This is a genomic window from Anisomitus miae (SeqCode), assembly GCF_054906395.1.
In genome coordinates, this window is record NZ_JBRACL010000007.1 from 166748 (window position 1) to 179453 (window position 12706).

Genomic DNA, 12706 nt, shown 5'->3' on the forward strand with positions numbered 1-12706 from the left:
TGATGACCAACTTATAGTATATAATCGTAAATTTGATTTTTCAACTGTGTAAAGGTTGAACACACCTAATTATTTAAAATTTAATCAAAAATAAAAATGCCTATATCGTAAAATCATAAATTGACTTAACCCTTTTGCGATTTTGCGATTTTACCAAAATGCCATTTTGTAAAATTAAAATATTGAAAATTGAATAATGATAATTCTTAACTTTAATTTTTGCTATTTAAAAATTTGATAATTGTTATCTAAATACTAGACAAATTAATTTCTTAATGGTAGTATTTTGTATGAGTAATTCAATGATAAGTGTTATCAAAATATAGTTTGGTCTAGGAAATGTATAATGAAAAAGGTATTGTTGGTTTTAAGTATAGTATTGTTATCCATAATCTCATTGTTTCTGGGAGCTAAGAGCATAACATTGAGCAGCATACTTCAGGGAGACTTTCAGAGTATACAGATATTCACTATGAGCAGAATCCCACGTCTAATTAGCATTTTGGTTGCTGGGATGGGGATGAGTATATGTGGGTTAATAATGCAACAGATAAGTCAAAATAAGTTCGTATCTCCAACCACTGGTGCGACTATAGATTCTGCTCAATTGGGTATGATGGTATCGCTTATTTTTTTTCCGTCAGCTACCATTATGACAAAGACGTTGGTATCGTTTGCCTTTGCTTTGGGTGGGACGTTTTTATTCATTACATTTTTGAGAAATATAATGATAAAGAATGCAGTACTTGTTCCTCTGATTGGAATAATGTTTGGAAACATAATAGGATCCTTAACGACTTTTCTTGGATACAGGTTTGATTTGCTACAAAGCGTCAATTCGTGGGTACAAGGTAAGTTTTCTATGGTGCTTAAAGGGAATTATGAGCTTTTGTATTTGAGTATACCGCTTATAATTGTCGCTGTTTTCTATGCAAACATGTTTACAGTTGTAGGTATGGGGAAAGACTTTTCGAGAAACTTGGGGGTCAATTATGAAAGGGTACTTAATATTGGTTTGATTATTGTGTCACTAGTTACGGTGATTGTTATCGTGACCGTTGGCAGTATACCTTTTATAGGACTTATAATTCCCAACATAGTCTCTATGTATATGGGAGACAATGTAAATAAGGGGATATTTTATGTTGGGGCTACAGGAATTCTATTTGTTCTCATCTGTGATATTATTGGACGAGTTATAATTTACCCATATGAGTTACCAATAGGAGTTACAGTTGGTGTTATTGGTAGTATAGTGTTCCTTTACATCGTTATAAGGAGGAGTTTCAGTGCTACGTAATAACAAAAATTTATTTATAATCAAAGTGCTTTGTGTATTGATAGTAGTTTTGTGTTTGTTGTTTTTGTTTTTTGGAATTAAAAAAGGGAATTTCGAGTATGCCTTGTCTCAACGTTTGCCTAAGTTAATTGCCATAATTATTACGGCATCTTTAATAGGGTTTTCTACGGTTTTGTTTCAAACCATAACTGACAACAGAATATTGACACCTAACGTAATGGGATTGGATTCGTTTTATGTTTTGATACAGACAATTATCGTTTTCATTTTTGGGGCAGAGCATTTTCTCATAACCAATAGCAGATTAAACTTTTTGCTTTGTGCGATTTCGATGGTTTTGGTTTCTACGATTTTGTATAGCAGTATTTTTAAAAAGGGAAAGTCCAATATGATCTTAGTCATTTTGGTAGGAATGATAATGGGGACATTGTTTAGTAGCCTATCGAGATTTATGCAAATTGTCATAGATCCCAATGAGTATTTAACATTACAAAATAAATTGTTTGCAAGTTTTAATAATATCAATACAGATATTCTAGCAATTTCAATATTGGTGATTTTAATTGTGTTCGTATACATATTTAGGGATGTTAAGTATTTGGATGTTATGAGTTTGGGAAGAGATCATGCTGTGAATTTGGGAGTTGATTATGACAAATTGACGAAAAAGTTTTTTGTTGCGATCGCTGTTCTTATTTCCATATCCACAGCTTTAGTTGGACCTATTACGTTTCTTGGACTTTTGGTTGTGAACTTAACAAAGCAAGTCACAAAGACTTACAAGCATTCTTATCTAATATTTACATGTATTTTGATTAGTATATTTACTCTAGTTTTTGGACAATTTCTTCTAGAGAGAGTATTGAAGATTCAAACTCCAGTGAGTGTAATTATTAATTTAATAGGAGGGATGTATTTTATGTACCTTCTATTGAGGGAGAGCAAGATATGTTAGAAGTGAGAAATATATCAAAGTTTTATGGTACTAAGAAAGTTCTTGATGATGTTTCCTTGAGTATAGACAAGGGCAAAATAACATCTTTCATTGGTCCAAATGGTGCTGGTAAAAGTACGTTATTGTCAATAATGACAAGGCTCATAGATACGAAATCCGGTGAGGTTTATTTAGATGGTAAGCTTATTGAAAGTTATAATAAGAACAATTTGTCTAAAAAGATATCTATACTTAAGCAAACGAACAATATAAATTTGAGATTAACCATAAAGGAACTTGTGAGTTTTGGAAGATTTCCTTATTGTAAAGGCAGGCTAAGAGATGAAGATGAAAAGCATATACAAAATGCTATAGATTACATGAGACTTCGAGATATTCAAGATAAATATATTGACGAATTGAGTGGTGGACAAAGGCAACGAGCTTTTATAGCTATGGTCATTGCTCAAGGTACGGAATATATATTTCTCGATGAGCCACTTAATAATTTGGATATGAGTAATTCTGTTCAAATCATGAAGGTACTCAGGGGATTGTGTGATGAATTGGGAAAGACAATAGTTATTGTTGTGCATGATATAAATTTTGCTTCATGTTATTCAGATCGTATTGTAGTTTTTAAAGATGGGTCAATTAAGAAAAGTGGAATTGTCGATGAGATAATAGATAAGAAGGTATTGGAAGATATATACGAGATGGATTTTGATATAAAAAATATAGACGGTAGGAAGATTAGCGTTTATTATTAGGAGGAAATATTTAATGAGTGTAAAAATATTAAAAAGGTCTTTATCGATAGCACTAGTAGTTTTAGCTACAGTATTTTTCGTTTCTTGCACCTCGAGTAAAACAGAGACTAGTACTGGGAGCAATTCTTCAGACATGGTCAAAGTGACTGATAAAAATGGCGAAGTCAATGTCAAAAAAAACCCAAGGAATGTAGTTACATTTGACTATGGTGCTTTAGATATTTTAGATGTTATGGGTATAGATGTGGCTGGGTTGCCAAAAGGAAGTCTTCCATCAAGATTTTCGAAATATCAGGATAGCAAATATACAGACCTCGGAGGATTAAAGGATCCTGATTTCGAGACAATAAATTCGTTGAAACCAGAATTAATAATAATAAGTGGTAGGCAAGCAGATTTGTATGATAAGTTTAAAGAAATAGCTCCTACTATATTGCTTAGTTTAGATGGATCGGATTATATAAATGACTTCAAGAAAAATGTGGAAACCTTAGTGACTATATTTGGTAGCAAGGATTCATTAACTCAAAGGTTAGCAGATATTGATTCAAAGGTTAAGGAAATAAATTCTTTTGCTACGGAAAATAATATTAATGTATTAACATTGTTTGTAAATGAGGGGTCATTAAGTACCTTTAGTGTTGGATCGAGATATGGATTGATATATAATGAGTTAGGTTTTAAACCTGTTGATGATAAAATAGAATCGAGTACTCATGGTCAACAAATATCGTTTGAGTATGTTGTAGATAAAAACCCCGATTATATATTTGTTATAGATAGAGGTATAGCTATAGGAGGCGAAGGGACAGCTAAGTCTTTGTTGGATAATGATTTAATTAAATCAACGGATGCTTACAAGAATGATAACATATTGTATCTGGATTCACAAATTTGGTATACTGTAGCTGGCGGAGTGAACTCAACGTATGACATGTTGAATGAAGTGTCTGATTTTATAGGAAAGTAATGTAATAGTTATTAAAATTATTGACGTATTGTAATCTTAATATAGGACTACGCTTTTGCGTGGTTCTATTTAATTTATAGGAGAATTATGTATGATTAAAAAATTTATAAGTTATTATGGTCCATACAAGAAGCTTTTTTTAATGGATATTTTTGCTGCTTTCATGGTTGCAGTAATTGATCTTATTTATCCTATGATAACAAGGAACATAATAAATGATGTTGTACCATCAAAAAATATGAGAATGCTTGTAGTGTTTTCTATAGTGTTATTTATTATATTTTCACTTAAAGCAGGACTGAATTACTTTATGCAATATTATGGACATGTTATTGGAGTTAGAATGCAAGGTGATATGAGAAAAAAGGTTTTTATGCATCTTCAAAAACTTCCTAATAAATATTTTAGCGATAATAAAACGGGAAGTATTATGTCTAGAATAGTGAATGACTTAATGGAAATTGCTGAACTTGCACATCATGGTCCTGAGGATTTGCTCGTTTCGTTTGTTATGCTAATCGGATCATTTACACTTTTATCAGTTATAAATCTAAATTTAACTCTGATAATTTTTTCATTTATACCTTTTATTATAATTTTTGCTGTAATGAAAAGAAAGAAAATGAGTAAAGCATTTAGGGAAACTAGGATTAAGACGGGTGATGTTAATGCGGTTATAGAAAATTCAATTTCGGGAATTAGAGTTACAAAATCTTTTGTTAATGAAAATAGTGAACTTGATAAATTTGAAAATGTAAATCGTTTATTTAAACAGGCGAGAGAGGAAGCTTACAAAAAGATGGGAGAGTTTTTTTCAGGTACATATTTTCTAGTAGATATATTGGAGCTTTGGGTACTTATATGTTCGGCTTACTTCATATTTAGGGGGTATATAAGTATTGGTGATTTAGTTGCATATGTGCTCTATATAAAAATGTTCATACAACCCATAAGGAAGTTAATTAATTTTACTGATCAATTCCAAAATGGAATGACTGGATTCCAGAGATTTGAAGAACTCCTAAATACAAAAACTGAAGAGCAATTTCCGAATTCCCAAAAGTTAGAAAATGTATATGGAAATATAGAAATTCAAAATGTAAGTTTTAAGTATGACGAATCTGATAATTATGTTCTTAAAGATTTTAGTTTATCTATTGAAGCAGGTAAGACAGTAGCCTTAGTTGGACCATCAGGTGGAGGTAAAACTACAATCTGTAATTTGATTCCTAGATTTTATGATTATAATCAAGGGGATATAAGAATTGATGGTATGAGTATACGGGATGTGACTTTGGATTCTATTCGCAAGCATATAGGCATTGTTTCTCAAGATGTTTTTCTATTCACGGGGACTATAAGAGATAATGTTGTAATTGGGAAACCAGACGCTACAAATGATGAAATAATAGATGCTTGTAAGAGGGCTAGTATACACGACTTTATAATTGGACTCAAGGATGGGTACGACACTTTTGTTGGTGAAAGAGGCTTGAAATTATCTGGAGGTCAAAAACAAAGAATATCAATTGCGAGAGTATTTCTTAAGAATCCTAAAATTATAATTTTGGACGAAGCTACATCAGCTTTGGATAATATCACCGAGCGTGAGATACAACAATCTCTCGAGGAATTGTCAAAAGGTAGAACAAACATAATAGTTGCACACAGACTTTCTACCATTAAGAATGCTGATGAGATAGTCTTAATAGATAATGGTAAAATCGTTGAGAGTGGGACTCATGACGAGCTTATCAATATTGGAAATGCATATAAAAGTCTTTACGTTTAAATTAAAGATTGCTTTAAAGGAGATTTGTAAATGTATTATCCTAATGTTAAAGAAGGAATTTTTGTTGAGCGTGTGAACAGGTTCATAGCTAACGTTTATATAAATGATAAATTGGAAACTTGTCATGTTAAAAATACGGGAAGATGCAAAGAGATTTTAGTAAATGACTCTAAAGTACTTGTCCAAGAGTTCGATTCTAATTCACGAAAAACAAAGTTTGATTTAATTAGTGTATATAAAGGAAGAAAACTTATAAATATAGATAGCCAAATTCCTAATAAAATGTTTGGAGAATTTTTAAATAGTAGTTGTCTATTTAAGGATATAAATTATTTTAAAAGTGAAGTTACTTTTGGGAATTCAAGATTTGATTTTTATATAGAATACCAAAACAAAAAAGCTTTTATTGAGGTTAAGGGTGTTACCTTAGAGCGAGATGGAGTTGTTTTGTTTCCAGATGCTCCTACGTCGAGAGGAGTTAAACATCTAAAAGAATTAATACGTGCTAAGAGGGAAGGATACGAGGCATATGTTATTTTTATAGTCCAAATGGAAGACGTAAAGTATTTTACGCCAAATTATGAGATGCACAAAGAGTTTGGGGAGGCACTATCTTTCTGTAAAGATGAGGGAGTAGGTGTTCTTGCATTCGATTCTGTAGTTTCAAAAAATGAGATTTACATTAAAGGCAAGGTCGATGTGGTGATTTGAGTCTTTGTAAATCTGTAAGTAGGAAATTTGTTTACTGTAAAAGAGCCTCTCACGAGACATCCAAATTTCATTTTCCATATGAAGAAAAATGTCACGTGATTGAGGCTTATTGTTTTTTTAGATTTTTAAATTTGATACTTTGCCAAAAATTATTTTTCCATTCCTAAATCATAGATCAATTCTATTAGGTTTTCGCTAACTTCTTTTCCTGCTGTAATAAATGGGTATTTATCTAAGGATTCTAAAGCCTTGATATTAGAGACGAATGTTGCTTTTGTTCCTGAGGGCAAAGTCTTTAATCTCCAATTATTATCTATCGTTGGTGTAAATATTCCCTTATTTGCAATGTAATTTGCAATAATTTGTCTTGTCTCATCTACAGATGTATAAACTAGCTCATTTCCTGTTGAGAATATTGGGAAATTTCCACCACCACTTGATTTATAATTGTTTGTCACAACTAAGAATTCTTGATCTGGATCGATTGGCAAACCTTGATATTGTAAGTCTATAATTCTCTCTGAATTTTCATTAATGAGATTTCCATTAACGTCATATCGCATCGGTTGCGTGACGTCGATTTCGTAAGTCACTCCCTTGATTGTATCAAATAAGAATGAGGGAAAACTCGAATTCAATAATGCTTGATCCTCTTTGCCTTCTTCGATTTGATTAAACATATTTGATGACATTTCCAACCATTCTTTAACAGTTGAGCCTTTTACTTTCATTATGGTTAATACGTTTGAATATTTATAAAGACTCGAAATATCTTTAATCGAAATATCGCCTGCTGAAATATCTACAAAATCATCTGAGTTTGTATCACCTTTTGAAAATCCTGCTTTAAATGGTGCAGCTGCTGATAAAATTGGTAGTTCTTTATATTTCTCTAGCTCGAGGTCTGAGTCTATTAAATTTTTTGTATATTCCGTTTGAGCATCTGCAATAATTTGAGTAGAAAAATTATCGCTTACCAATGCGTAAAAACTCGTTATCGGTTCCGTGACTTGTCCAACTGCTTCGTTTACATAAGATATAACTTGATTGTGATAAGGATCTAGTAAGGTTTCTATTTCTATATCATTGGATATACCTACTGCACTCAAGTTCTCTGATTTACCATCCACTATTGTGAATTTACCATTTTCGCTTTTGGATAATTTAAGGGATACAACTCCTAAAACTTCGCCATACTTAGATGGCTGAACAGTTAGTGTGCCGTTAATGGTTCCTTTTTCTAAATCTACCTCACTAAGTGATTGATCAAAATTTTTATCTGGGAATATTCCATGTGAGTGTCCAGCAATTACGACATCGATATCCTTAATTTTTGTAAGTTCAGCTGCTGCATTTTCTTGACCTTCAACATATGTATCATTGCCATACCCTGTATGAGCTAATGCAATAACGATGTCAGCTCCGCTTTCTTTGAGCTTTTTTGCATATGTCTCAGCAGATTTTTTAATATCTTGAACGATAACTTTTCCTTCTAGGAACATCTTGTCCCAATTTAGAATTTGAGGTGGAACAACATTGAGTACTCCAATTTTGATGTCACTTATATTGCCTTTTGAATTTACAACTTGTTTGTTTAGTATTACATATGGGGTAAATTCATTTTCATTTGTTTTTGCATTGAGTACGTTTGAGTTAATTACAGGAATATTTGTATCTTCAATGATTTGGTGCAAATAATCTAATCCATAATTAAATTCATGATTCCCTAGTCCCAAAACATCATATCCAAGCTTTTCAAAGGTTTCATAAATGGGGTGAGTTGTACCTGCCTCTATTGGTTTCACATTATTGAAATAATCTCCTAGAGGATTTCCTTGAATTAAATCGCCATTATCCACTAAAATATAATCGTTTACATCCGGTGTTTCTGACTTAAAATTGTTAATTAAAGTTGCTATTTTAACCATACCGTAATTATCTGATTTGGTTGTTGTGTAATAGTCATAGTTCATCAAGTAATTGTGTACGTCCGTAGTTGCTAAGATCTTAAATTCCATAAGATCTTCCATTGATGTTACATCAGAAGTAACTTCCTTACTTGGATTTGTACAGCTTACTAAGCTCATACTGAGTAATGCAATGGATGTTAAAAGATGTTTGAATTTCATTTGTTCCATCTCCTTAAAATTTTATCATCTAAATTATATTGCTTTGTACTTTCTATATCAAGTATGACATCTAACATTTTTGGATTTATGATTTTATTAAAATAGGATTTTGGGAAATTGAGATATTTCAAAATGATAAAATGGATAAGGCAAAAAGGTCTTTTAAGTTTTCAATTTTATGTGTAAAATAATATTAAGTTGTGACATTTAGGGATTTGTATACTTACGAATTTACATAAATGCGATTTGGTAAATGTGTATAGATTAAAAAATTTTAATGTTAATTTTATCTATAATTAATTTTGATTTAAGACAATCTTAGTTTACATTTTGTATAATTCATTATGGGTTTTGGAAAATGTGGTTCGTCTTTTGTGGAGGAATGGGATTTATGAAAATAAGTGGAGCTCGATTATTTTTGTATATTTTTTCTTCAGTTTTACTATTAGTGTTTATTGGTTTAGTGTTTGTTGGTATGGTATTTACGAATATTTTAAAAGGCAGAGTTGATGATTCTACTAATATCAATATGGAATCCAACAAAATTGATATTGTAAATAGTAATCATGAGATTCCACTTCACCAACTTGAAGATATTGCACAAGGAATTATTAGAGGTACCGTTTTGAGTTCTAGTTATGGATATGACAACGGTATGAAAATAATAGAATTTAAAATCACTGATATTAATGGTGTAACTCGGGAGCTAGTATTGGATGTTTCAAATGGGAAAGTATATGATATAGACTATGATTACGATGAGCAAGGAAATAAATTTATAAATCAACTATATTTTGATGTCAACATAACGTTTGAACAAGCTAAAGACATAGCAATTTCAAATGTTAAAGGAAACATATTGGCATATAGACAAAGTGTATATAAAGGTTTGTTTATTTATGATTTTGTGATTCAGGATTCAAACGAAATTTTATATGAGGTTCACGTTGAAACTAAAAATGGCACTATTCTAAAGGTAAAGACTCTTGAAAATTATAGTTACGATGACTACATTATAATACCAGTTGATACCCCAAACACAAATAATGAGGGATCAGGTGATGGAAATGATGAGCCGGTGCAACAAGAAATTCAAAATCCAGTTCTTCAACAAAACGAAAACAGTATGCAACAAAACCAAAGTTCTAGTTATAAATCTGAAGAAGAGCTTAGGCAAATTGTTTTATCCGCAGTTCCAGGAATAGTTGAGTACTATTATAAAGATTGGGATGATGGTGTGCTTGAGTACAAGTACATGGTCAGGACAAGGAGTAATATGCTTGTAGAGGTTGAAATAAATGCCTATGGGTGGATAACGGATATAGACTATGAGGATTAATTTAAATTAAATTTTTGATTAGGAGGATATGAATTGTGAAAAAGAGTAAATCAAAATTAATTGTTGCTGCTTTGGGTGGGGCTTTAGCTTTTTCATTTATTGGAGGAGTTTCGTCAGTAATTAATAATTCAGGAAAGGGAGAATTTGCACAAGCTGCTATTGCACAATCTTCTACTGAGAAGACTAGGCAACAGATTATAGATATTATTAAAGAGAGATTCCCTAATTGTATAATCACAAAACTTAAAAAGGATTGGGATGATGGATGGTATGATTGGGAAGCTAAAATAATATATGGTGGACATAAAATTGAACTTGAGATAACATCTGATGGATATATATATGATGTTGATTATGATGATTAGTAGATTGTTGTAAGACGATTTAGGATTAGTGTTTTATCACTAATCCTTTTTGTTAATTGGAAAAATGATGATACAATTTTAGAAGAGATGATTTAATGGAGGAATCATATGTATAATATACTCGTTATTGAGGATGAAGAAAATATAGCTTCATTTATAAAAATGGAATTGATGTATGAAGGATATAGCGTTGATATTTCGCATGATGGAAAAGAAGGATTGAACAAAGCTCTAAATCAAAAGTTCGATTTGATAATTCTTGATTTAATGTTGCCGAGTTTGAATGGTATAGAGATTTGTAGGAGGGTAAGAAAAACTGGAACTATTCCAATAATAATGCTTACATCTAGGGATAGCGTTGTTGATAAAGTTTCCGGATTCCAAATGGGAGCAGATGATTATATCGTTAAACCTTTTGCGATAGAAGAACTTCTTGCACGGATCGAAGCTATTTTTAGAAGGATCTCAAATACCAAGAGGAATTCAAATTTGTTAAAATTTAAAGATGTGGTTATCAATATAGAGTCTAGGACCGTTGAATGTGGAGAAAAAGAAATTAGTTTAACTGCTAAGGAGTATGATCTATTATTGCATTTGGTAAAAAATAGAAATAAAGTTTTGACAAGAGATTATTTGATAGAGAATATATGGGGATATGATTATGATGGAGAAAACAATATTGTTGATGTTTATATAAGACATTTAAGATCGAAACTGAATAACGATGACTACATACAGACAGTACGTGGTATTGGATATGTAATTAGGTAACATGAGGAAAATTTTTCTAAAGCTATCCACGTTTTGGCAAATGTCGATAATCATATTTTTCACTATGTCAACTATAGTTTTGTTTACATACATAACTCAATTTTTAATTGTAAGAGAATGGATTTTAGATTATGAAAAAGAGAACATTAAGCTTATATATGACCAAGTACAAGTTTTATCCATAGATGTTGGCACGAAGCAGTATGAGGATATTAAAAATCATGTATTACATAATGAGTTTACTAAATTTTAGAAAACTAAAATTTAAGACGGAAAACTTTCGCTTTATCCTTAGTTAATATAGGGTGTATAGAGTTTGGTAAAAGTTTTCCGTTTTGCTTTTTTAAAAAATCTTAGCTAAATCTTTAAACAATTTTAGTTCGTGATCAGGTATTACATGAGTGTATGTTTGCAGGGTAAAAGATATGTTTGAATGTCCTAACCTCTTAGATAAGATTTTGTAATTTATATTTTTGTTTAGTAGTAACGTTGCGTGTATATGTCTTAAGTCATGGAATCGTATAGGTTTAATATTGTATCTTTTCAGGAATCTATTAAAGTTCGACGATAGGACGCGAGGGTTTATTGGTTTACTCAAATCGTTAGGATTCGGAAAGGTGTATTTAGATAGTTTATTTTTGTATAATCTTTTCAAAATTCTTACACTTTCTTCTAATAAAATGATTTGACGCATAGAAGAGTTTGTCTTAGGTGGTGTTATCCCAGAAAAAGAACCATTTACCACATAGGCTTTCTCAACTTTGATTACATTTTTTACAAAATCTATACAATCCCATGTTAACGCACACACTTCCCCTCTACGCATACCAGTTTCTAGAACTAGATAGAGAATATCGTAATATTTAAATTGTTTTAGTATCGGTAAATAGGTATTGATTTCTTGCTCGCTCCAAATATTCCTAATTACATTTATTTTTTTCGGGAGTTGTATTTCATCAAATATGTTATTTGAGATTAAATTCATTTTCTTAGCATAAGAAAAAATATATTTAAAAAAAAGTATAATTTTACGAGTATATGCGTTTTTATATAGGTTTGTTTTTGTATTTATAAAATTGTAAACATCATTAGGTTTAATCTTTTTTATATCTTTGTCTGTTTGCTCAAAATTTTTAATTAAAAATTTAACGTGAGTTCTATATGTAACTAAGGTATTTTCCCTGACTCCACGTTTAACACAATCTTCTAAAACTAAGTAGCATACGTTTTTAAATGTTTTTGTATTATTTTTAATTATAAATTTTTTCTCTTCAATTTTACTTACCTCTTCCAGACATTCTTTTTTAGTTTTAAAACCACATTTTCTCTTATATTTTTTCTTACCATTTTCATCTTGTCCGATATATATACAGTATTCCCAATTTTGATCAGCTTTCTTTTTTATAACCATAAAAGCACCCCTAAAAGTATTTTGAAGATATTTTCGAAAATATATGTATTATTTTAATATATTAGTTACCATTTGTTAATATAATATTTAAAACTAAAACTGTGGAAAACTATGTTGATAACTGTGTGGATAAAAATTAATTAGACACTCTAGAATGTGCAGATTTAGACATTGAGTATCCAAATTTGGACACTCTAAACATATATAAATATAA

At 30.8% G+C, this 12706-nt stretch carries 12 protein-coding genes; 10 read left to right on the plus strand and 2 right to left on the minus strand.

Annotated features, from left to right (window positions below):
• Positions 1-346 precede the first annotated feature (346 nt).
• From AALI31_RS05530 to sfsA, 6 genes are all read left to right on the plus strand, one after another.
• On the plus strand, positions 347-1300 hold the full coding sequence (locus AALI31_RS05530; RefSeq protein WP_489885526.1) for an ABC transporter permease: 954 nt from the start codon (positions 347-349) through the stop codon (positions 1298-1300).
• Positions 1290-2255, plus strand: coding sequence for an iron chelate uptake ABC transporter family permease subunit (locus tag AALI31_RS05535; protein ID WP_489885527.1), 966 nt, complete (start codon positions 1290-1292; stop codon positions 2253-2255). Before AALI31_RS05530 ends, AALI31_RS05535 begins: the two co-directional genes overlap by 11 nt.
• Positions 2249-3004, plus strand: a complete 756-nt coding sequence (locus AALI31_RS05540) for an iron ABC transporter ATP-binding protein (protein WP_489885528.1) — start codon at positions 2249-2251, stop codon at positions 3002-3004. The genes AALI31_RS05535 and AALI31_RS05540 overlap by 7 nt, the downstream gene beginning before the upstream one ends.
• Before the next feature lie 13 nt (positions 3005-3017).
• Positions 3018-3974 (plus strand): siderophore ABC transporter substrate-binding protein, encoded by a 957-nt coding sequence (locus AALI31_RS05545; RefSeq protein WP_489885529.1) that lies wholly within the window; start codon positions 3018-3020, stop codon positions 3972-3974.
• A 91-nt stretch (positions 3975-4065) separates the two neighbouring features.
• Positions 4066-5766 (plus strand): ABC transporter ATP-binding protein, encoded by a 1701-nt coding sequence (locus AALI31_RS05550; RefSeq protein ID WP_489885530.1) that lies wholly within the window; start codon positions 4066-4068, stop codon positions 5764-5766.
• Positions 5767-5796: 30 nt separating this feature from the next.
• Positions 5797-6477, plus strand: coding sequence for a DNA/RNA nuclease SfsA (gene sfsA / locus AALI31_RS05555; RefSeq protein WP_489885531.1), 681 nt, complete (start codon positions 5797-5799; stop codon positions 6475-6477).
• Between the two features lie 149 nt (positions 6478-6626).
• Here the strand turns inward: sfsA and AALI31_RS05560 are convergent, their stop codons facing one another.
• Entirely contained in the window at positions 6627-8606 is a 1980-nt protein-coding gene (locus tag AALI31_RS05560) for a bifunctional 2',3'-cyclic-nucleotide 2'-phosphodiesterase/3'-nucleotidase (protein ID WP_489885532.1), read from the minus strand.
• Between the two features lie 391 nt (positions 8607-8997).
• Here AALI31_RS05560 and AALI31_RS05565 point away from each other — a divergent pair, with 391 nt between their 5' ends.
• From AALI31_RS05565 to AALI31_RS05580, 4 genes are all read left to right on the plus strand, one after another.
• A complete protein-coding gene (locus tag AALI31_RS05565) occupies positions 8998-9945 on the plus strand; it encodes a PepSY domain-containing protein (protein ID WP_489885533.1) in 948 nt (315 codons plus the stop codon).
• 35 nt (positions 9946-9980) lie between these two features.
• Positions 9981-10310: a hypothetical protein gene (locus tag AALI31_RS05570; protein ID WP_489885534.1), complete on the plus strand. Its 330-nt coding sequence runs from the start codon at positions 9981-9983 to the stop codon at positions 10308-10310.
• 108 nt (positions 10311-10418) lie between these two features.
• The gene (locus tag AALI31_RS05575; protein ID WP_489885535.1) at positions 10419-11081 is read left to right on the plus strand and encodes a response regulator transcription factor; all 663 of its coding nucleotides are present in this window, start codon (positions 10419-10421) and stop codon (positions 11079-11081) included.
• Between the two features lie 40 nt (positions 11082-11121).
• Positions 11122-11334, plus strand: a complete 213-nt coding sequence (locus tag AALI31_RS05580) for a hypothetical protein (RefSeq protein ID WP_489885536.1) — start codon at positions 11122-11124, stop codon at positions 11332-11334.
• Positions 11335-11424: 90 nt separating this feature from the next.
• Here the strand turns inward: AALI31_RS05580 and AALI31_RS05585 are convergent, their stop codons facing one another.
• A complete protein-coding gene (locus tag AALI31_RS05585) occupies positions 11425-12492 on the minus strand; it encodes a site-specific integrase (protein ID WP_489885537.1) in 1068 nt (355 codons plus the stop codon).
• Positions 12493-12706: the final 214 nt, after the last annotated feature.

Excerpts from the sequence above, each read along its gene's own strand:
- AALI31_RS05530 (WP_489885526.1), top strand. The coding sequence starts at position 347 with ATGAAAAAGGTATTGTTGGTTTTAAGTATAGTATTGTTATCCATAATC.
- AALI31_RS05540 (WP_489885528.1), top strand. The coding sequence starts at position 2,249 with ATGTTAGAAGTGAGAAATATATCAAAGTTTTATGGTACTAAGAAAGTT.
- AALI31_RS05545 (WP_489885529.1), top strand. The coding sequence starts at position 3,018 with ATGAGTGTAAAAATATTAAAAAGGTCTTTATCGATAGCACTAGTAGTT.
- AALI31_RS05550 (WP_489885530.1), top strand. The coding sequence starts at position 4,066 with ATGATTAAAAAATTTATAAGTTATTATGGTCCATACAAGAAGCTTTTT.
- sfsA (WP_489885531.1), top strand. The coding sequence starts at position 5,797 with ATGTATTATCCTAATGTTAAAGAAGGAATTTTTGTTGAGCGTGTGAAC.
- AALI31_RS05560 (WP_489885532.1), bottom strand. The coding sequence starts at position 8,606 with ATGAAATTCAAACATCTTTTAACATCCATTGCATTACTCAGTATGAGC.
- AALI31_RS05565 (WP_489885533.1), top strand. The coding sequence starts at position 8,998 with ATGAAAATAAGTGGAGCTCGATTATTTTTGTATATTTTTTCTTCAGTT.
- AALI31_RS05575 (WP_489885535.1), top strand. The coding sequence starts at position 10,419 with ATGTATAATATACTCGTTATTGAGGATGAAGAAAATATAGCTTCATTT.
- AALI31_RS05580 (WP_489885536.1), top strand. The coding sequence starts at position 11,122 with ATGTCGATAATCATATTTTTCACTATGTCAACTATAGTTTTGTTTACA.
- AALI31_RS05585 (WP_489885537.1), bottom strand. The coding sequence starts at position 12,492 with ATGGTTATAAAAAAGAAAGCTGATCAAAATTGGGAATACTGTATATAT.